Source organism: Nostoc sp. DedQUE12b (assembly GCF_034530835.1).
GTDB lineage: Bacteria > Cyanobacteriota > Cyanobacteriia > Cyanobacteriales > Nostocaceae > Nostoc.
The window spans coordinates 249257-268171 of sequence record NZ_JAVRCI010000001.1; the positions used below are offsets into that span (position 1 = coordinate 249257).

At 42.8% G+C, this 18915-nt stretch carries 20 protein-coding genes; 9 read left to right on the forward strand and 11 right to left on the reverse strand.

Annotated features, from left to right (window positions below; translation table 11 throughout):
* Positions 1 to 81 precede the first annotated feature (81 nt).
* The 4 genes from RMY16_RS00865 to prfC form a co-directional block, all read right to left on the reverse strand.
* Complete coding sequence (locus RMY16_RS00865; protein WP_109011258.1) at positions 82 to 522, reverse strand: SufE family protein; 441 nt, start codon at positions 520 to 522, stop codon at positions 82 to 84.
* A gap of 470 nt (positions 523 to 992) precedes the next feature.
* Positions 993 to 1502 (reverse strand): RNA-binding protein, encoded by a 510-nt coding sequence (locus RMY16_RS00870; RefSeq protein ID WP_322663615.1) that lies wholly within the window; start codon positions 1500 to 1502, stop codon positions 993 to 995.
* Positions 1503 to 2133: 631 nt separating this feature from the next.
* A complete protein-coding gene (locus tag RMY16_RS00875) occupies positions 2134 to 4419 on the reverse strand; it encodes a M48 family metalloprotease (protein ID WP_322734761.1) in 2286 nt (761 codons plus the stop codon).
* 185 nt (positions 4420 to 4604) lie between these two features.
* Positions 4605 to 6254: a peptide chain release factor 3 gene (gene prfC, locus RMY16_RS00880; protein ID WP_322734762.1), complete on the reverse strand. Its 1650-nt coding sequence runs from the start codon at positions 6252 to 6254 to the stop codon at positions 4605 to 4607.
* Between the two features lie 124 nt (positions 6255 to 6378).
* Here prfC and RMY16_RS00885 point away from each other — a divergent pair, with 124 nt between their 5' ends.
* The 4 genes from RMY16_RS00885 to RMY16_RS00900 all read left to right on the forward strand — a co-directional run bounded on the left by RMY16_RS00885 (position 6379) and on the right by RMY16_RS00900 (position 8959).
* Positions 6379 to 6738 carry a DUF4870 domain-containing protein gene (locus tag RMY16_RS00885; protein ID WP_322663610.1) on the forward strand — a complete coding sequence of 120 codons (360 nt, stop codon included), beginning with the start codon at positions 6379 to 6381 and terminating at the stop codon, positions 6736 to 6738.
* 388 nt (positions 6739 to 7126) lie between these two features.
* A complete protein-coding gene (gene hemB, locus RMY16_RS00890) occupies positions 7127 to 8107 on the forward strand; it encodes a porphobilinogen synthase (RefSeq protein WP_322734763.1) in 981 nt (326 codons plus the stop codon).
* 184 nt (positions 8108 to 8291) lie between these two features.
* Complete coding sequence (locus RMY16_RS00895) at positions 8292 to 8546, forward strand: hypothetical protein (RefSeq protein WP_322734764.1); 255 nt, start codon at positions 8292 to 8294, stop codon at positions 8544 to 8546.
* Positions 8543 to 8959, forward strand: coding sequence for a type II toxin-antitoxin system VapC family toxin (locus RMY16_RS00900; RefSeq protein ID WP_322663604.1), 417 nt, complete (start codon positions 8543 to 8545; stop codon positions 8957 to 8959). Before RMY16_RS00895 ends, RMY16_RS00900 begins: the two co-directional genes overlap by 4 nt.
* Positions 8960 to 9100: 141 nt before the next feature.
* Here the strand turns inward: RMY16_RS00900 and RMY16_RS00905 are convergent, their stop codons facing one another.
* From RMY16_RS00905 to RMY16_RS00910, 3 genes are read right to left on the reverse strand one after another with little or no spacing between them, the layout of a single operon-like run.
* Entirely contained in the window at positions 9101 to 9328 is a 228-nt protein-coding gene (locus tag RMY16_RS00905) for a type II toxin-antitoxin system HicB family antitoxin (protein ID WP_322734765.1), read from the reverse strand.
* 37 nt (positions 9329 to 9365) lie between these two features.
* Positions 9366 to 9527, reverse strand: a complete 162-nt coding sequence (locus tag RMY16_RS32970) for a DUF6887 family protein (protein WP_416211636.1) — start codon at positions 9525 to 9527, stop codon at positions 9366 to 9368.
* 47 nt (positions 9528 to 9574) lie between these two features.
* Entirely contained in the window at positions 9575 to 9751 is a 177-nt protein-coding gene (locus RMY16_RS00910) for a DUF6888 family protein (protein ID WP_322663600.1), read from the reverse strand.
* A 337-nt stretch (positions 9752 to 10088) separates the two neighbouring features.
* On the opposite strand from RMY16_RS00910, the gene RMY16_RS00915 reads away from it, so the two are divergent.
* From RMY16_RS00915 to RMY16_RS00935, 5 genes are all read left to right on the forward strand, one after another.
* A complete protein-coding gene (locus RMY16_RS00915; RefSeq protein ID WP_194046234.1) occupies positions 10089 to 11072 on the forward strand; it encodes an alpha-ketoacid dehydrogenase subunit beta in 984 nt (327 codons plus the stop codon).
* Positions 11073 to 11247: 175 nt separating this feature from the next.
* Complete coding sequence (secD, locus tag RMY16_RS00920) at positions 11248 to 12660, forward strand: protein translocase subunit SecD (RefSeq protein ID WP_322734777.1); 1413 nt, start codon at positions 11248 to 11250, stop codon at positions 12658 to 12660.
* Positions 12657 to 13643, forward strand: coding sequence for a protein translocase subunit SecF (gene secF / locus RMY16_RS00925; protein ID WP_322734766.1), 987 nt, complete (start codon positions 12657 to 12659; stop codon positions 13641 to 13643). The genes secD and secF overlap by 4 nt, the downstream gene beginning before the upstream one ends.
* A 66-nt stretch (positions 13644 to 13709) precedes the next feature.
* Positions 13710 to 14081 (forward strand): hypothetical protein, encoded by a 372-nt coding sequence (locus tag RMY16_RS00930; RefSeq protein WP_322734767.1) that lies wholly within the window; start codon positions 13710 to 13712, stop codon positions 14079 to 14081.
* Between the two features lie 96 nt (positions 14082 to 14177).
* Positions 14178 to 14672: a GNAT family N-acetyltransferase gene (locus RMY16_RS00935; protein WP_322663594.1), complete on the forward strand. Its 495-nt coding sequence runs from the start codon at positions 14178 to 14180 to the stop codon at positions 14670 to 14672.
* A gap of 78 nt (positions 14673 to 14750) precedes the next feature.
* Here RMY16_RS00935 and RMY16_RS00940 read toward each other — a convergent pair whose 3' ends face one another.
* From RMY16_RS00940 to RMY16_RS00955, 4 genes are all read right to left on the reverse strand, one after another.
* The gene (locus RMY16_RS00940; protein ID WP_322734768.1) at positions 14751 to 15686 is read right to left on the reverse strand and encodes a HAMP domain-containing sensor histidine kinase; all 936 of its coding nucleotides are present in this window, start codon (positions 15684 to 15686) and stop codon (positions 14751 to 14753) included.
* A 97-nt stretch (positions 15687 to 15783) separates the two neighbouring features.
* Entirely contained in the window at positions 15784 to 16392 is a 609-nt protein-coding gene (locus tag RMY16_RS00945) for an L-threonylcarbamoyladenylate synthase (protein WP_322734769.1), read from the reverse strand.
* Positions 16393 to 16455: 63 nt separating this feature from the next.
* Positions 16456 to 17346: a peptide chain release factor N(5)-glutamine methyltransferase gene (prmC, locus tag RMY16_RS00950; RefSeq protein ID WP_322734770.1), complete on the reverse strand. Its 891-nt coding sequence runs from the start codon at positions 17344 to 17346 to the stop codon at positions 16456 to 16458.
* A 25-nt stretch (positions 17347 to 17371) separates the two neighbouring features.
* A complete protein-coding gene (locus RMY16_RS00955; protein ID WP_322663586.1) occupies positions 17372 to 18190 on the reverse strand; it encodes a Tic22 family protein in 819 nt (272 codons plus the stop codon).
* Positions 18191 to 18915 lie beyond the last annotated feature (725 nt).

The following is an 18915-nucleotide window of genomic DNA, read 5'->3' on the forward strand; positions in this document are numbered from 1 at the left end:
ATACGTTTTTTGTCATTTGTCACTTGTCTTTTGTCCTTTGCAAATGACTAATGACCAATGACGAATGACCAATAACCAACTTTAGCTAGGTAAATCTAACTTACATTCCAATGCTTTTTTTTGCATTGTTTTAAAAATGTTGTAAAATCCATTAGCGCGGGAAGGTGTCAAGCTAACATTTAAACCTGTTTCTTGAATAAAATCTGGAGTAAGTTGGACAATCTCACTTGGCGTTAACCCGTGTAATCCTTCAACCAGAAGCCCGACTAATCCTTTGGTTAACTGAGAATCGGAATCGCCTTGAAATACAACCTTACCATCATCCAAGGCTGCGGTGATATAAACTTGAGATACGCAACCAGGAACTTTATTTTCGGGTAATTTATCAGCTTCTGGGAACTCATTGAGCTTCTGAGCATACCAGATTAGCTGTTCGTAGCGTCGCTTCGGTTCGGAAGCGCGTTGAAAGCGCTGGACAATTTTAGCGAGCGCAGGTGGCAAAGAATCTAGAGTTGAAGACATAACAGAAGCTGCAAACGATCGGTATCTCCTTGAGTGTAGATTATCTTTGGAGCGATGCCTACGACGGGCTGCGCATACGCGCCTCCGGTTCAGTTGCTAGTATGAAGCTTGCTATTACTGAACTATAAGTTGTCAAATCCAGATAATAACTGTGATCGCATCCCCATCGTCCAGGTTTTTTAATGCGTCTAATCACAAAAACTTAATTTTATTCTAAGTAAAAATTTTATTAATTTGTAGCATATTCTCTGCGTGCCTCTGCGCTTACCTTTGCGTTCCTCTGCGTTTAAATTTCAACCCTCAATTCTCCACGATTCGACAATTCGATGCCTACGCCTGGCTGCGCCTATGCGCTTACAAAATTAGCTGCAAGTTCATTAAACTAAGCAGCTAGATAATTATCAACAATTAAAAATTAAAAATCAAAAAAAAATTCTGATTTTTAATTTTTAATTTCTCTCCCTTGAGGATTAATTTGTAGTTTGTGCAGCTAGCATCTGCTTCAGCTTTTCTAATTCCGAAGCCCAACGAGGATCTGGACGAATAGCGTCTGAATCGGTGGTTGTAGTGCTGGTTTCGCGAGAACCTCCGCCACCGCCGCCACGACGAGGCTTCTTAGAGCTTTTCTCACGACGGCTACCTTCTCTGTTCGGGCTAGGAGTCGGGGTACTATTACTAGTACTAGCAATAACTGGTTTAGGAGCTTGCTCGTCGCCCTCTTCACCCTTTGTCCGAGGTAATGCCTTCTCTAGCTTAATGGGAGTATCTTTGAACATCTGACCATTATACTTTTCAATAATTTCGTCAGCTTGTTCGTCATTGTTGACTGTAAGAAAACCGAAACCACGGCATTTGCCAGTTTTGCGGTCTTTAATTAATTTAGTAGTTACAGCATCACCTTCTGCTGCAAAAACGGCTTGCAGATCTTGACGATCTATTTCATCTTTAGGCAAATTACCTATATATAGGCGAACGGACATGAACTATACCTCCAGAGTTGAATGAACATGGCAAGGCAAGAAAACAATCACTTAGCTTTGGCTTTTAAATAGATGCTATTGACCAAGACTGCCATAAACCAATTTTTTTGCTCGAAACTGTCAACCTATACAACAATACAGTTTTTCGTCGGGATCAAGCTTGTTTAATCCAAAGGCTCACACTATAAGTGAGCTAATAACACCTTAATTCTAAGAATTGTAAATTTAATAGCCTATTGCCTGCTAAAGTACACGCTTTCTTCTATGCCTTTTTCGCAGAATCAAATACCATTCCTTACATTACCACGGTATTTTCTACGTAGCTAGTTTAGCGCATACATTTTCGGCATTAGTATTACTGCATCGTAACATAAAACACATTTTTTTATTCAAGTGAGCATATTTTGAAACAAAAACCAGCCAGTGGCTGGTTAATTTGCTGCTGTGTTGGGAGGATAAAAAGGTATAGAGCGGGGAAAAAGCATGTGAATCCATAACTAAGCGGTGATGCTGAGTTATGTCGGTTGCTCTTGTTTGTGTCAATAAATGTAACACTTGTTAATAAAACCTGCAACTTTTGTTTACATTCCAATTTATCCTTTGTCCCTTGTCAATGAGCAATAACTAATGACTAACCAGTGAGAAAGACGTATGCACCCCAAGCCTGTGCTGCAATAGCTAAAAAAGTAGACCAAATGGGATGAGGGCTATGAATGGTTTTACCACTTTGAGTTTCTAGGGTTTGGATATCGATCCAAGGTGTTGCTCCTCGTCGAAACCAACCTGTGACGATAATTTGTCGGCCGATTAGATCCTGGTGATTGACTGACTGTCCTAGCCAAGAAATGTGATGTAATTTCACCAAACCCGCGCTGGATTGCAAGATTAAATCTTGTGCCAAAGTATTACTAGTGCCTTGACGACCTAATAATTTACCCACAAGACGCACGCTGACGCTATCAATAGGTAAGGCAGAAGGGTCAGCTAACAGGTTGGGTAAGCTGTCTTCAGTTTGTACAGTGGCAGGTTTAATATCGGGGAAGAAAGAATTAATCCGCATTACAGTACCGATGCTAAAGCCAATCAGAAGGCAGCCTGTAATGAAAGACCAATCTTCATATATCCACTTTAGATTTAAAAACTTGAGTGTGAATGCTAGTTGCCAGGTTAGCCAGACGAAACCTGCAAACAGAACCCCTAGAGGAATTCCCAACCAGGGAGCGACTTGTAATAGAAAAGACTGACGCTTAACCTTTGATGGAACGCTAGCAAAATGTAGTTCGGTGTCTAGATGCCAGTGACGAGCTATTTGGCAGAGGCGTTCGATGCGATCGCCCATTAAAGGATGGCTATTATTAATCGTAAACCATCGGCGATAGGGATTGGCGGTATCCCACTTCAAAAAGGATTCAAAAGATAGATTACTGGCAATAGTGCCCAAAGATAAACTCTGTTGGTAGCTGACTGGTGTTAGCAGATTTAAGCTTTCCAGTTGCCAACTGGTGTGTTCTTGTTTTTGGATATCAGCAGCAATGCCAATGGAGATTTTGAGTAAAGCGCGAATCAGAGCATTGGGATTACCAGTAATTTCAGCGGCGACGCGATCGCTATAATAAAGCCGCAACCGCGACAAGCACAATGCAGTTCCAGTCAGCAAACACCAAATTCCATAAATTAGACTTGCCAGAATTGTCACTGGCCAACGCCAAATTTTCGCTGATATTTTGTCTCCCAACTCCGACATTTGCTGATATAGCTTATGAACTGGTAGTGTTACCAGCAGCAACAAAGACATTACAGCAAAATCCCAGTGAGCAATATGCCCTAGTTGCGTGGCGTAAATAACGGCGATTTCATCATCTGCCAGCTGCTCTAATAGCCCTTGACTCACAACAATCCTGGCATTACGTGGTAAACTACCATAAGTCAGAATAATTGGTGCAGCCGTTGGTAAAATCCGCAGTTTGGGTAACGGCCAGTGCCGCTGTTGGGAACAACGTTGAAGCACCCGAACGGCTTCGCGGCTATAAGTATTCAATACGTCTTTCGGAAATTCTCGCTGATCGTACAAGTTGGCCAGTAGCAGATCCAGCAGCCAAGGTGATACTCCGCTTAAAATCACCAATGCGATCAGCAACAGTTGAGTAGGATCGTGGTATAAAAGCTGTATTGGCTCCAGATAAGGTAGTTTGACTAAAGTCTGGTTGATTAATCCCAGTGCTAACTTGAGGATTTCTCGTATTACCCAAAACAGGGCGATGAATGTTCCTGCGGACAGTAGCCGTAAGGGAATTAATTTTGGTTTACGTAGTGGTTGCCATGCTCTGGCGCGTTGTGCTTGTCGCCAATAAATAACGCCGAATAGTTTGGCTTGGGTGCGGGTAACGGAACCCATGAAGCCGCTTAGGGACGCAGCCAGTGGCGGTGGTGGCGGTGTCGCTAATGTAGCTTTGAGTTTAGCTAGTGGCACCATCGGCGGGATGTCGTCGCTTTTGGTTTCTATTACTTGATCGTTGTTCGGCTTTTCCTCTAATGTAGAAGTTTCCGGGGGAGTAACTGGGGTTGAATTTGGTGTTGAATCTGCGGTTGAATTCTCAAATGCAACAAATCCAGTTTCGACTTTTTTTGGTTCTTGCTCGGTTTTTTTACGTTTTGTCAGGTGTTCGAGAGCGCGTGTTGCCCACTCTTGAACTTGCGGATTGTTACTCTCAATGAGATTCTGGGAAATAGCGATCGCTTTGGGAACTTCACCAGTGCGAGCATAAGCCATGACTAAACCAACCTGAGCTTGTAAGCTAGCAGTCCCATTATTTTGGCTGCTAGCAATAGGTTCTAGTTGGGCAATCGCTGTTTGGTAATTTCCCTGCTTGAGGGCAACTAAACCAGCCTCCAAAGACGGTTTGGCATGTGAAGGCATACAAATTCTGGCACTCCAATCTCTTCTAAATGATCCACGTTTGTGCAAAAGCGCGAACCTCGGATGCCGTGGAAATCAACCGCGCTCAAGTTTTGTTTGTCAAGTGAATGATAAAGGTTGAATTCAGGAGTCAGTCATCAGAATTCAGTTGAGTCTTCATCTGAATTCTGGATTCTGATTCTTCTTCACTCCTCCACTGGTTGTTGACTAGAAAATACTGGAGCGATGCCTACGGCGGGCTCTGCCAACGCGCTTAATTTTAACTCTGGATGGTCGCCCAATAACTGTTGACAATTCCATTCATTACGGAATAGCAACACTGGTCGTCCCATACTGTCTTTAACTGTAGTGGTATTGAATATTCGTCCCACCTTTTCTAATGCTTCCCAACCACCCTCAACCCAACGGGCGACACTGTAGGGTAATAAATCTAATATGGTTTCTACACCATACTCATTTTGTAAGCGAAACTGTACTACCTCGAATTGCAACTGACCCACCGCCGCCAAAATTGGATCGCGCTTGGCTTCATCAGTTGAATACATAATTTGCACAGCACCTTCTTCTCGCAATTCCGCAACACCTTTTTGGAATTGTTTAGACTTCGAGGGGTTGGGATTCCTCAAAGAAGCAAACAGTTCCGGCGAGAAATACGGAATCCCCTCATATTCGAGCTTTTGTCCCGTGTAAATTGTATCCCCGATCGCAAAAACACCAGGATTATTCAAACCGATCACATCGCCAGGATAAGCCACATCAATCGATTCTCGCTCTTGAGCAAAGAGTTTTTGCGGGCGAGAAAGACGGATGAGTTTACCAATGCGAGCGTGATTCACCATCATATCTTTTTCAAACTTACCAGTGCAAACCCGGATAAATGCGACGCGATCGCGGTGTTTCGGGTCCATATTCGCTTGCAGTTTGAAGACAAACCCCGAAAACTCCGGGTATGTAGGGGGAACTTCGCCAACACTGCTGATATGAGAACCGGGTTTGAGGGCATAGTCGAGGAAATACTTGAGGAATAACTCTACCCCGAAGTTAGTCATGGCGCTGCCAAAGAACACAGGCGTCATTTTGCCTTCGTGTATCAACTGTAAATCTAGCTCTGGCCCAACTCCTTCTAAGAGTTCTAGATCGTTTTTCAGTTGGTAGTAGAGGCTTTGTTCTAGCTGTTCTTCTATTCTCGGATCGCCTAACTCCACTATCGTATCACGGGCTTCTCGGCTACCGTGGGCGCTGCGTTCAAACAGGTGTATTTGTTGCTTGTGTCGGTCAAAAACACCTTTAAAGCGATCGCCCATGCCAATCGGCCAGTTAACTGCATAGGTTTGCAATCCCAATTCTTGCTCAATTTCATCTAACAATTCTAAAGGTTCCCTTCCTGGGCGATCGAGCTTGTTGATAAATGTAAAAATTGGGATACCCCGCAACTTACACACTTCAAACAATTTGCGCGTTTGGGGTTCCAAACCTTTTGCCGCATCAATCAACATCACGGCATTATCGGCGGCGGCGAGGGTACGATAAGTATCTTCACTGAAATCTTGGTGTCCGGGGGTGTCTAATAAATTGATTTGACAATTCTGGTATTCAAATTGCAACACTGTGGAAGTAATAGAAATACCCCGTTGCTGCTCCATCGCCATCCAGTCAGAGGTTGCCTTACGCTGTGCCCGTCGTGCCTTAACCGCCCCAGCTTCGTGAATTGCACCCCCGTACAGGAGTAGCTTTTCTGTTAGTGTCGTTTTACCCGCATCGGGGTGAGATATAATCGCAAAGTTGCGACGCAGTTCAACTGCTTGAATAAGTTCAGACTGAAGTTCAGTAGACATAAATGTATTTGTTTGTTAGCTAGCTTAATTTTTTTTGACTCTGGCAAGTCTTTTAATCTTAAGACAACGATGCTCATGATAGGGTCGTAGTATAACCAACAATCTGACTAAATAGGAGAAAGCAATGTACGACACAGACAAGCGAAAACTTCTATCTGCCTTGTCTCATGGAGCCATTTTTTTCAGCACAACATTGATATCTGTAGGCATACCTATCGCCATACTGCTTGTATCTGACGATCCTGTTGTTAAAGAAAACGCCAAAGAATCGGTCAATTTCCACTTTAATGTCTGGTTTTATGGTGCAATTCTGGGAGCGCTGTTTTTTCTATTTGGCTGGTTAGTGTTACCTCTATTATTGCTGGGACCACTAGCTGGTCTGGGATATCTATTACACTGGGGATTGACAATTTGGGCGCTCATCGCAGTTTTCAGCAGTCCTGATATACCCTTCCGTTATCCCTATATTTTCCGCGTTTTTTAGCATAGATTATGGGTATGGGCATTGGGCATTGGTAATTCTTAGTTATTTGCTACCAAATACAAAATTTAATTAATTTGTAGCGAATTCTCTGCGTGCCTCTGCGTTTCCCTCTGCGCCACTTTGCGTTTAAATTTCAACCCTCAATTCCCCACAATTTTGCCAACAGACAGTCTTATAATTTTGAATTTCTTCATAATGTTGTTTTTCCAGTCCGTCGGATAGGTGCAACCAAGCTGTAGAATACAAAATTGCCCCACAACTTGATTAAGAGTAGGGCAAAGGACAGTTAAGCACTGTTTGTAGTCTGTCTGACGGCAGGAAAATTTTAGCCTGCTTTTGTGACGCTTTGTTTTGTGTCTATTTGCGTTGTTTTTCTTGATAAAATTTTATGTTTCCTATACATCGCCCCCGTCGTTTGCGTACACATCCCCAATTGCGCCGGATGGTTCGTGAAACTGTTTTAACAACAAACGATTTAATCTACCCACTATTTGCTGTACCGGGTGAGGGAATCGCTAATGAGGTGAAATCGATGCCTGGAGTCTACCAACTTTCGGTAGATAAAATTGTTGAAGAGGCAAAAGAAGTTTACGACTTAGGAATTCCTTCTATTATTCTATTTGGTATTCCAGCTGATAAAGATGTGGATGCCACTGGTGCTTGGCATGATTGCGGAATTGTCCAAAAAGCAGCAACAGCGGTAAAAGCAGCAGTCCCAGATTTGATTGTAATTGCTGATACTTGTTTATGTGAATATACTAGCCACGGTCATTGTGGTTATTTACAAACTGGTGATTTAACAGGACGAGTTTTAAATGACCCAACTCTGGAATTGTTGAAGAAAACAGCGGTTTCTCAAGCGAAAGCTGGTGCTGATATCATCGCACCTTCGGGAATGATGGATGGGTTTGTGCAAGCAATTCGTCAGGGTTTGGATGAAGCAGGATTTCAAGATACGCCGATTTTATCTTATGCTGCTAAGTATGCTTCGGGTTATTATGGCCCATTTCGCGATGCAGCAGACTCGACACCACAATTTGGGGACAGAAGAACTTACCAAATGGACCCAGGAAACGCCCGCGAAGCGATTAAAGAGATTGAATTAGATATCGCTGAAGGTGCTGATATGCTCATGGTTAAGCCAGCCTTGGCATACATGGATATTATATGGCGCGTCAAGGAAGCAAGTAACTTGCCAGTTGCAGCTTACAATGTTTCTGGTGAGTATGCGATGGTGAAAGCTGCGGCTCTCAATGGTTGGATTGATGAAGAGCGGGTGGTTATGGAAACTTTAACTGGGTTTAAACGCGCTGGTGCAGATTTGATTTTGACTTATCATGCCAAAGATGCAGCGAGATGGTTAAAGTAGGCTAGGCATATTGAATACTAATTTAGGGGAAATCTCACGCAGAGGCGCGAAGACGCAGAGTTGTGTTTTGGTGTTTGGGCGTGAGATTCTTTGTATTTTGGGTTTGGCTGGTGCGAAATTCAAACAAAATTGAACTCATCAGTGTTATACTTGTCATACGTGTATTGCAAGGATGATAAAGGTTATGCTCAGTGTCAGGCTGGATGAAGAAACAGAACGGCAGCTAGCCGATATTTTAGCTCACGAGCAAACGGAAAAGAGTGAATTGATCCGACGCTTGATTGCTGAACGCTGGCTAACCTTACAAGCAGGTAAAACTTTGCTAGAGAGGCGGGGTGGACACCCTGAACATCTGCTACAAGATGCACCAACGGATTTATCGGAACGCTCTAACCGTAAACAAGCGATCGCTCAATATCTCAACAAGCGGCATTCATGACCTATTATCCGCTTATACTCGCAGATAGCGGGTTTTTGTTTGCGTACTACAGCGCTAGAGATCAGTATCACCAACAGGTGCGTCGCTTCTTTGAAAACTGTACTTCTAGGCTGGTGACTACGCCCATTTGTATTGCAGAAGTGGTGTGGTTGCTCAACTTTGATTGGCGTACACAAAACGAGTTTCTTCTAGATGTTGCTAAACAACTCTATGAGTGTGAGCAACTATTGCCACAAGATTTTTCGCGCATTGCTGAGTTGAATACTCAGTACAGAGATTTACCAGGGGATTTTGCAGATTTATCCTTGATAGTCATTTCGGAACGCTTAGATATTGCTGCGATCGCTACTTTGGACAGTGATTTTGATATTTATCGGCGTTATCGGAAAAAACCTTTTGAGCGGGTGTTTTAGGGATGCGATGTCTACGACGGGCTACGCCTACGCAAGTTCAGTATAAAGCTAAAAAGGCTTTTTCGGTTTAAGTAGCGCACTTGTACAAAGCCGTTCTCTTCCAGAATGCGGCAGACTTCTCTAGCAGAAAGAACACGCAGTTTACCCAATATTTATCTCTAGGCGTGTAACAAAAACTTCTGTGTGCAACCTTTGCTGAATTTCAGAAGGATCTGCTGTTTCAAAGAATAATTCTAATGCCTCAATTAGGTTATTCCGTGCTTCTTCAATTGTGTCACCTTGGCTGGCAATATCGAGTTCGGGACAGAGGGATACATAGCCATCCTTTTCGCGCTCAATGATAGCAGTGAATTGTGTTGTTTGCTTCATTTTTGTCTTTAGTGATTTTTTGGAGCCTTGCGAGAGATTAAGCTTGCTTTCGTAGTCTTTCTAGATTCTGTTGATGTAACTCTGGGAAGTTTTCTAAATCATTTATTGACTGCGGCGCAGGGAAGATTACAGCGTCTTCAGTAGTGAATCTATCTAAATAAGTTTGAAAGGCTTGATCGTCTTCTCTATGCTCAAGGATATATTAACGTAATTGGGCACGGGGCATTGTCATAAAATCTGGCTTATTCATACATATCTCCACTTACCGTCTAGGTAAATTATAATTTCATTTTCTTGACCAGCGAGAATTACAATATTTTTTGTTAGCTCATCGATTCGCACTAAAAACACAGGTAAAAAATACATTTTAGTAGCCCAAAAACTTAAGATAAACAACGTTTTAAATTGTTCTACAGTAAGCATATTTAAATTATTGCTACAACAGATTTTTTACTTTAGTGTGAATTTTAGTCAAATCAGTATCTTTCAACAGTGAAGTTTTCTAAACACATTTTATGCAGATTGTCTCCGTGATAGTACATAAAGATAGGGTTACCTCGTTTGCCAGAGGCAGAGGCGATCGCTCATAAAACATCTAAAATCGAAATTAAATAGCTTTGATATAGTTATGGCAATCACTCGCTCTATGCTAGGGGCCGTTTATTTAAAAAACCTAAACTCTAACTAGTGCGATCGCTCACTGTATTTGTGACAGCAGCACGATAAAATTCTAAAACTATAATCGTACTAAAAGGTCTAAATGGCAGAAACACTATTCTTCAACGCCTTACGGGAAGCCATTGATGAAGAAATGGCGCGTGATTCCAGCGTATTCGTTCTCGGTGAAGATGTTGGACATTACGGCGGTTCCTATAAAGTTACCAAAGACCTGTACCAAAAATATGGCGAACTCCGCATTCTAGATACCCCCATCGCTGAAAATAGCTTTACTGGAATGGCTGTGGGAGCCGCAATGACTGGGTTGCGTCCGATCATTGAAGGCATGAACATGGGCTTTTTACTGCTCGCCTTCAACCAAATATCCAACAACGCTGGGATGCTCCGCTATACTTCTGGTGGTAACTTTAAAATTCCAATGGTAATTCGCGGTCCTGGAGGTGTAGGACGGCAGCTAGGCGCAGAACATTCCCAACGACTAGAAACCTACTTCCAAGCTGTGCCAGGATTAAAGATTGTTGCCTGCTCCACACCAAGAAACGCTAAAGGACTGCTGAAATCCGCTATCCGTGATGATAATCCAGTGTTGTTCTTTGAACACGTTCTGCTTTACAACTTGAAAGAAGATTTACCAGAAGAAGAATATTTACTGCCTCTGGATAAAGCAGAAATTGTGCGTCCAGGAAAAGATGTGACAATTATTACTTACTCCCGGATGCGCCATCATGTAGTGCAAGCCGTAAAAACTCTTGAAAAACAAGGATACGATCCAGAAGTTATCGATTTAATATCTCTCAAACCATTAGATTTTGATACCATTGGTGCATCAGTAAGAAAAACACATAAAGTCATTGTTGTGGAAGAATCGATGCGAACTGCGGGTATTGGAGCAGAAGTCATCGCCTCAATAAACGATCGCTTATTCGATGAATTAGACGCGCCAGTACTACGACTTTCTTCCCAAGATATTCCCACACCTTACAACGGCAATCTGGAACGGCTAACAATCATCCAACCAGAGCAAATCGTAGAAGCTGTGGAAAAAATGGTCGCTTTGCGAGTTTAAAAGTTAGGAGTGAAAAGTTAGGAGTGAAAAGTTAGGAGTGAGGAGTTAAGAATTCAATATTGAATTTACAACTCCTAACTCCTAACTCTCAACTACTAACTCCTAACTCTCAACTCCCAACTCATAACTCTACAAAAGAGCGCTATTATAGCGTTTGTCAGTTGCGAGTTATGGTATGCAAAGACAGCGATCGCTATTAATTTTGATTTTAGTCCTGATAATCGCCGCTATTACGGTGATTGCCACAATTCCGATACCTCTTGGGCTGGACTTGCGCGGAGGTTCACAGCTCACAATTCAGGTAAAACCATCAGCGGATATTCCCCAAATCACCGAACGAGAATTGGAAGGTGTGAAGAAAGTTGTCGAAGGGCGGATTAATGGTTTGGGTGTTTCTGAGCCAATAATCCAAACAGTCGGCGCAGATAAAATATTGGTGCAACTACCAGGAGTTAACGATCCAGAGCAAGCTGAACGAGTGCTAGGGGGTACAGCACAGTTAGAATTTCGTACCCAAAAGCCGAATACAGAAACTCAACTGCTTGCTTTTCAAGCATCAAGAGCCGAATTGAAATTTAAGCAAGAAGAATTAAGAAAGAGTACCGACAAAGCGGCAATTGTCAAGAATCAAGAAGACTTACAAAAAAATAATCAAGCGATCGCAGAATTGTTTGAAAGCACTAATCCACCACTAATTGGCAAATATCTCAAGGATGCATACGGTGAACCCACTCAAGGTAACAACTGGAATGTTGCTATTCGCTTCGACCAAAAGGGTGGTGAACTGTTTGCCAATTTGACGAAAAATCTCGCTGGTACTGGGCGTAGCATTGGTGTTTTTCTGGACAATGAATTAATCAGCGCTCCTACTGTGGGTATAGAATTTGCCGCTACTGGTATTACTGGTGGCTCTGCTGTAATTACAGGAAGGTTTACTGCCCAACAAGCTAATGACTTAGGTGTGCAGCTACGCGGTGGGGCATTACCCGTACCGGTAGAAATTGCAGAAATTCGCACTGTTGGGGCAACCTTGGGTAAAGACAGTATCACTAGCAGTATCTACGCTGGTATCGGTGGTCTGACTTTAGTATTAGTATTTATGGTGCTGTATTATAGACTACCAGGACTGATTGCCGATGTAGCCCTATTGATTTACGCCCTGCTAACCTGGGCTACCTTTGCTTTGTTGGGTGTCACCCTAACTCTGCCAGGAATTGCCGGTTTTATCCTCAGTATTGGGATGGCAGTGGATGCAAATGTACTAATTTTTGAGCGGACGCGGGAAGAATTGCAAGCGGGCAAATCCCTGTATCGTTCCATAGAATCTGGCTTTTACCGGGCCTTTTCTAGTATTTTGGACGGTAATGTTACTACGGTCATTGCCTGTGCTGCACTATTCTGGCTAGGGGCTGGTTTGGTGAAAGGCTTTGCCCTAACTTTAGCTTTGGGCGTAGCAGTGAGTATGTTTAGCGCCATTACTTGTAGTCGTACCCTCATGTTTTTAGCATATACAATTCCTGCACTGCGGAAACCAGAATATTTCTGTCCGAACCTGCCAACATCAAATAAGGCAGAGGTGGCTCAATGAAACTAAGTATTAACAAATCGCGATCGCTTTGGTGGGCTATTTCTATTGCCGTCATCCTCGCTGGTATCATCTCAATGGTGATTTCTTGGCAAAACCCGAACATCAAAGCACCCCTACGTCCCAGTTTGGATTTTGTCGGTGGTACACGATTACAGTTTGAACGAGATTGTACCAAACCCGGTAACTGCGACCAGCCAATTGATATCAATGTCGTTCGAGAAGTAGCTAAAGCACAGGGGTTGGGTGATAGCAGCATCCAAATTGTTGCTGACAAAGGTACTGGTGCGGAAAATGGTATATTAATTCGCACAAAAAATTTGGATGGCGAACAGCGTACCAATTTGCAAAATGCCTTAAGTGAAAAAGTTGGTGCTTTTGACCAGCAAAAAAATCAATTTGACACCGTTGGTCCTACTCTGGGGGCAGAGCTGTTTAGGTCTGGGATAATAGCTCTAATAGTTTCCTTTGCAGGTATCATAATCTACTTGACCTTCCGGTTCCAGTTAGATTATGCAGTGTTTGCTGTCGTTGCTCTACTTCATGATGTCTTGGTTACAGCAGGGGTGTTTTCGATTTTGGGTTTGGTACTAGGTACTGAAGTAGATAGTCTCTTCATCGTTGCCCTGCTGACAATTACAGGTTTCTCAGTTAACGATACTGTAGTGATTTACGATCGCATTCGTGAGACGCTGCAAATCAATCCCAATCGACCAATTGCTGATATTGTGGATGATGCAGTAAACCAAACCTTAACAAGGTCTATCAACACGACCTTTGCTACAATGCTGTCATTGTTTGCTATCTTTCTGTTTGGTGGCGAAACTCTGAAAAACTTTGCTTTAGCTTTAATTATTGGCTTTACAGCAGGGGCTTATTCAAGTATTTTCATCGCCAGTACTCTTCTAACTTTGTGGCGAGAGCGCAATGGTCAAACAAGTGTGGTAGTCACTGATGAATCGATTGATACATCTGCTGGTAATTAGTCATTGAGTATTGGGCATTGGGCATTAGTCTTTAGCAGATGACAAATGACAAAGGACAAATGACAAATGACAACTGACCCATCCTTTACTCAACAAGTAGAAAGATTACATAAGTTGACAATATATGGTAGGTGGCTGTTTGTGGGCTGTTTATGGCTCACCATTGCGCCTGCTTCCTTGTGGGGTCTACGTGCAGAAATTTCTCTGTGGCAGCAATATTTTACCTGGGTGGCGGTGCGATATGGGCTTTTCTACAATCCACTGTCTACCTTTGGTTTAGCCTTTTGTATCGGGATGACAGCTGCTGTTTTAGTTTGGCAAAGTCGGAATATCTTACTCGGACTACCACAGCAAGAAAAACAACGTTTAGAAAAACAAGTTTTTCGAATACGTCAACAGGGACCAACTCATCCTCTATGGAAGTGGATTTGTCATTAAATCTTCAAATCGTTGTATATAGATATACGAATTCAGCAATTTCTAGCAAAATATGGCTTAGAAATAGCAAATATACTGCCAAAACTGGTGCCATACATGAACGATCATCAGATTCAATTTAGCGATCGCAAGTCTAAAATTGACCTTTATCAACTCCAAGAACTATTAAACGTTTCCGCTTTCTGGGCAAAGGGACGCAGTATTGAAGACTTAGGTATAGCTATTGCCAATAGTGAGCCAGTGATTTCCGTCTGGAATAGCGATCGACTCATTGGCTTTGCAAGAGCAACATCTGATGGTATCTATCGCGCCACAATTTGGGATGTTGTAATTCATCCAGAGTATCAAAATAGTGGGTTGGGAAGCAATTTGGTCGAAACTGTTTTGAGGCATCCCCGCATGAAGTCGGTTGAGCGTATTTACCTGATGACTACTCACCAGCAAGGTTTCTACAAAAAGATTGGTTTTCAAACCAACAGCACCACTACGATGGTGTTACACAATCAAGCTAACCATGCTTTCGTTTCTGCTACAGAAGTTCAGTTTCAGGAATCACCGCAGCAGTTCCGAGCAATGAGTGCTGAACGCTGAGTATAAGAACTGTTGTAGTAGTAGGATAGTCAAGAAGCAAGATTTCGTCTCTACTACTCAGCACTCAGCACTCAGCACTCAGCACTCAGCACTACTCACTATGGGGATAGAGATTTGTAGTCTGGTAAGCTGTTGAAGTGGTTCTTTCACAATGGTCGAGGGCAAGATTTCTAACTTTCCTCCCATAACTTCCAGCAGAGTCTGATTGATTAATAGCCTCATCCCTGGGGAAAGAGTAGCGTTTTTTTGGTCAATCTGGGTCAACCGATCTTCAAATTTGAGCAAATCAATCGGCTCGCTCCAAGGTACAGCATGAGTTGGTAAATCTAGCCAAATGTTTACAAAATTCTTTGTAGGTAGGATGCTACTGGAAATACTAATGCTGCCTTCTTCCATCTGAGTAATGGCAGTGTCTATTAAACTTATCAATACTTGGCGGAGCCAGAGGTAATCTGTCAAAACATAAATTTCTGGGTCGGCGGGTAATAACTGTAAAAGAAAATTGCGATTTGCCGCCAGCATATAAGTTAAGTCATGAACCTCATCTAAAATTTGGGCTAAGGGTCTGGGCTGAATATCTAATTTATTGGTGCCGTGTTCAGTTCTAGCAACGTTGAGAATTTCATCCATTAGCTTCAGCAACTTCAGCGTTCGCTCGTGAGCTTGGGCAATAAATTCTCGCTCTTCAGCTGGATTTTCACACAAATCTGACAAAATTAATTGATGTAAGCCAATCAAACCATTAAAAGGCGATCGCAATTCATGGGTAGTCCGTGCCAAAAAACCAGCTTTAAACTGGCTCATTTCCCTTGCCATTTGGTATGCCAGCTGCGTTTGCTGTAGCTGTTGTGATATTAGTGACATATCCTGTTGAGCTAATGGCGCTACTGGGGATGAGCTAGATGAAACATTAGGCGATGCCTGCTTTGGGCGTAGCCATCGCCCAAATAACTGACGGAAAACCATACCTAGTGCTATTCCTGCTCCTAGATATATCCAGTTGCTCCAATTCATATCTGGCAATTATTAATTTGCTAATTGAGTACAACAGCGCAAACTAAAGTTTCAGATTTCTCTGTTGTTAAAACCACGAAAACAACATTATAGCTACCTATACTTGGTTATCACTCGAAATCTCTAACTCGATCGCACCTTGTCGCAAAATCTGCCAATTTATCCCTGTCCATTTCGCAACGGTGGAAGGTATACCCATCCCTGTTATTTCACCCTGGTGTTCTGTCGTTGTTAAAGTCAGAACCTGGGGAAACTGAGTCTCAATTTCTGTCATTGTTTGCAAAGGTGGCTGACCAGAAAAATTGGCGCTAGTGGTCGCAAGAGGGCCTGTTTGCGCCAAAATAGTTTGAGCGATCGCACTGTTTGGTACTCGAATCCCAATTGTTGTTGGATCGATGGGATTCATAACTTTTGGTAAGCGTTCGCTCGCTGGCAAAACTAATGTCAGCCCTCCTGGCCAATATTTATCTGCTAATTCTTGCCAAACTTTATACTCATTCTCACTACCTTTGACATAGGGCCACAAATCTTCAGCACTAGCCGCCATCAAAATCAAAGGTTTATCTTGACTGCGTTGCTTCGCCGCAAAAATTAATGCTGCTTCTTCTGGTACCGCTGCAAGTGCCGGAACAGTATCCGTAGGAAAGCTCACCAAAAGACCAGCGCGTGCGCCACTAATTAGATTTGTTAGAGAAACTTGGGTCATGTTTACAAAATTAGGAGTTAGAAGTTAGGAGTGAGGAATTTCATAACTCATCACTCATCACTCCTAACATTTGTAGGCCAGGGCAAAACGTTCAATTCCAGCTAAATCAGCGTGAATTTGAATCTTACAATAGCTACCTTGATTTTGTAAAAGTTCTCGCACTGCATCCGCTTGTCCAGCCATCATCTCAATCAGCCACACGCCACCCGATTGCAAATAACTGGGAGAGATTTTGATCAAATGACGAATGCAATTTAAGCCATCAGCGCCACCATCCAAAGCCAGATGTGGTTCGTGCTTAACGACTTCTGGTTGCAAAGTAGGTAAGGTGCTGGTGGGGATGTAAGGGGGATTTGATACCATACCACTGAACTGACCTTTTAAGAATGTCAGTGGCTCCCACCAGGAACCTTGATAAAATTGAATCCGGTCAGCAAGACCCAAATTATCAGCATTGGATCGAGCGATCGCCAGAGCCTTTAAACTGTAATCAACTGCATGAATTGTTGCTTTTGGCAAGACATCTGCTAATCCCAGCGCGATCGCACCACTCCCAGTACCCAAATCTGCCCAGTGTCCTGAAACATTGCTAGCAGATGCTTCAGCTAAATCAATTAAACACTCTGTTTCTGGTCTAGGAATCAAAACCGCACTCGACACCGCAATTTTAAACTGACGCCAAGTTGTAGCTCCCGCAATATACTGCACTGGTAAGCGGTCATTTAATCGCCTCTGCCACAACTGTTCTAACTCTTCTATTGGCAATTGCAGTTGAATTTGCGGCCAGTTTTTAAAAGACTCCAAACGCAGTGCCAAGCGGTCTAACCCAGCAACTTCCAGGAGCAGCCAATCTACCTCCATTGGTGGGACATCAGTGGCGATCGCTGCTTTGAGAGCTGCATTCCGCCACTGCCAAAGTTGTAAACCAGAGACTATCAGATGTTTCTCCCCCATAGCTCAACCTTGGAGCGCATATCCGTTATTTTTTCGGAGCGGGGGCAGCAGCTGGCTTAGCAGCGGGTGATTGATTTGGCGCCAGGGAGCGAATAAAGTTGATCGACTCCCGTGATGGATACAGAACAATTTTATTGATACTAGGATCGCTGCTGCTATTGAGAGCCTCCATAACACCGTACAAATCCACCACCTGAATTTCAGTATTGGCTCCTTCCTTTGGCACGGCTTTTTTGAATTCCTCTAACAGAGCCACTGCTTGTTCTTTCTCAAAAAAGAAAGGGATGTATCGCTCATTACCTTTAGCAAGGGGAATAGTCAGATAACTATTATCTTTCTTAAATTTTGGTACAAATAAGGGAATACCATTGAATTGCTCTCCCTTTTTACCATTTTGATTGAGCATACTTGTTGCCGAGGCTACTTGCTGTTGCGTCGGGACTAAAGTATAAATCACGGAATCTGATTTCTTTTTGCTTTCTTGGACTATTTTATAGTAGTCTGCCAAGGACAAAGGTCTAACCTGTAGAGTGCTTGCCAACTGGGGATTTTCTTTTTTGAGTCGATTGTCAAGGAATTTTTGAGCATCTTGCTTGCTAATAAAAAATCCCACTTGTGATACAGGCTTGGATGCGTTGTTTCTCGAAAGAACTACAAATTCGCCTTTAGGATTGGTGAGCGTGAATACAGGTACTTCTTGGAGCTTTTTCACTACCTGATCTTGTGGCAGAGCGATCGCCTCTAGATTGCCCATTCCTGGTAGATTGCCTATTCCTGAAAGCCCCGTTAAAAATACACTGCCAGCTATACCCAATGTTGCGCCTAAGCGAATAAATGATTTCATGACTGCTCCTCGCATCAATAGTCCAATTAAATTAAACAAATGGTTGGATTTCCACAGCACCAACTAGCTTTAGTTATATAGCAATCTATTTCAGTTGTGAAAAATTTATTGTGCGCGTTGAGGTTGAGTGTTAAGCGTGAGGCAGCCCGGTCTTGTTGTTCCAACAAAGAGGGACTGCCGTTAGCGCAAGCGGTAGCGACGCAGGAGCGTCACCCGGAAGGTCAACGGTCAAAATCCAATGTTCCCTAACTATTTAGAGTTGCTGTAGTATCGTTTTCACAAATTGGCTGTGCTAACGTTGTGTTTTTCTAGGTTTTGCTTCGCTATTGACCGCGAAATGCCGTAGATGCTTATTATATGTCTTCTCAAACAGCAAAAAGCCTCTGCATCTCTCCAACCTTGGAGATGATAAATGCCATTTTATCGGCTTTTTCTAATGTTAGTTGACGCTATTAGTTAATCAATCGTTCCATCTGTGATTGGTTTAATATCTTCTCAAATCTATACAAAGCTCAGTGTTAAAAATCAGCTTACTACTTAATCGCGAAATTTCCTATTAAGCTTCAACAGCAGAACAGCCTAATTGGTCTTCTCCATAAAGATATCCAGTTAAATTGTAGGTGTTAGTAAATAAAACCTAACTAACTGCTTAACTGTTAACCATGTTAATTAAATCGGGATGACAGGATTTGAACCTGCGGCATCCTGCTCCCAAAGCAGGCGCG

What these genes read in the sequence shown, in the direction of transcription:
- RMY16_RS00865 (WP_109011258.1), bottom strand. Translation starts at nt 522, where the DNA reads ATGTCTTCAACTCTAGATTCTTTGCCACCTGCGCTCGCTAAAATTGTC.
- RMY16_RS00870 (WP_322663615.1), bottom strand. Translation starts at nt 1,502, where the DNA reads ATGTCCGTTCGCCTATATATAGGTAATTTGCCTAAAGATGAAATAGAT.
- RMY16_RS00875 (WP_322734761.1), bottom strand. Translation starts at nt 4,419, where the DNA reads ATGCCTTCACATGCCAAACCGTCTTTGGAGGCTGGTTTAGTTGCCCTC.
- prfC (WP_322734762.1), bottom strand. Translation starts at nt 6,254, where the DNA reads ATGTCTACTGAACTTCAGTCTGAACTTATTCAAGCAGTTGAACTGCGT.
- RMY16_RS00885 (WP_322663610.1), top strand. Translation starts at nt 6,379, where the DNA reads ATGTACGACACAGACAAGCGAAAACTTCTATCTGCCTTGTCTCATGGA.
- hemB (WP_322734763.1), top strand. Translation starts at nt 7,127, where the DNA reads ATGTTTCCTATACATCGCCCCCGTCGTTTGCGTACACATCCCCAATTG.
- RMY16_RS00895 (WP_322734764.1), top strand. Translation starts at nt 8,292, where the DNA reads ATGCTCAGTGTCAGGCTGGATGAAGAAACAGAACGGCAGCTAGCCGAT.
- RMY16_RS00900 (WP_322663604.1), top strand. Translation starts at nt 8,543, where the DNA reads ATGACCTATTATCCGCTTATACTCGCAGATAGCGGGTTTTTGTTTGCG.
- RMY16_RS00905 (WP_322734765.1), bottom strand. Translation starts at nt 9,328, where the DNA reads ATGAAGCAAACAACACAATTCACTGCTATCATTGAGCGCGAAAAGGAT.
- RMY16_RS00910 (WP_322663600.1), bottom strand. Translation starts at nt 9,751, where the DNA reads ATGCTTACTGTAGAACAATTTAAAACGTTGTTTATCTTAAGTTTTTGG.
- RMY16_RS00915 (WP_194046234.1), top strand. Translation starts at nt 10,089, where the DNA reads ATGGCAGAAACACTATTCTTCAACGCCTTACGGGAAGCCATTGATGAA.
- secD (WP_322734777.1), top strand. Translation starts at nt 11,248, where the DNA reads ATGCAAAGACAGCGATCGCTATTAATTTTGATTTTAGTCCTGATAATC.
- secF (WP_322734766.1), top strand. Translation starts at nt 12,657, where the DNA reads ATGAAACTAAGTATTAACAAATCGCGATCGCTTTGGTGGGCTATTTCT.
- RMY16_RS00930 (WP_322734767.1), top strand. Translation starts at nt 13,710, where the DNA reads ATGACAACTGACCCATCCTTTACTCAACAAGTAGAAAGATTACATAAG.
- RMY16_RS00935 (WP_322663594.1), top strand. Translation starts at nt 14,178, where the DNA reads ATGAACGATCATCAGATTCAATTTAGCGATCGCAAGTCTAAAATTGAC.
- RMY16_RS00940 (WP_322734768.1), bottom strand. Translation starts at nt 15,686, where the DNA reads ATGAATTGGAGCAACTGGATATATCTAGGAGCAGGAATAGCACTAGGT.
- RMY16_RS00945 (WP_322734769.1), bottom strand. Translation starts at nt 16,392, where the DNA reads ATGACCCAAGTTTCTCTAACAAATCTAATTAGTGGCGCACGCGCTGGT.
- prmC (WP_322734770.1), bottom strand. Translation starts at nt 17,346, where the DNA reads ATGGGGGAGAAACATCTGATAGTCTCTGGTTTACAACTTTGGCAGTGG.
- RMY16_RS00955 (WP_322663586.1), bottom strand. Translation starts at nt 18,190, where the DNA reads ATGAAATCATTTATTCGCTTAGGCGCAACATTGGGTATAGCTGGCAGT.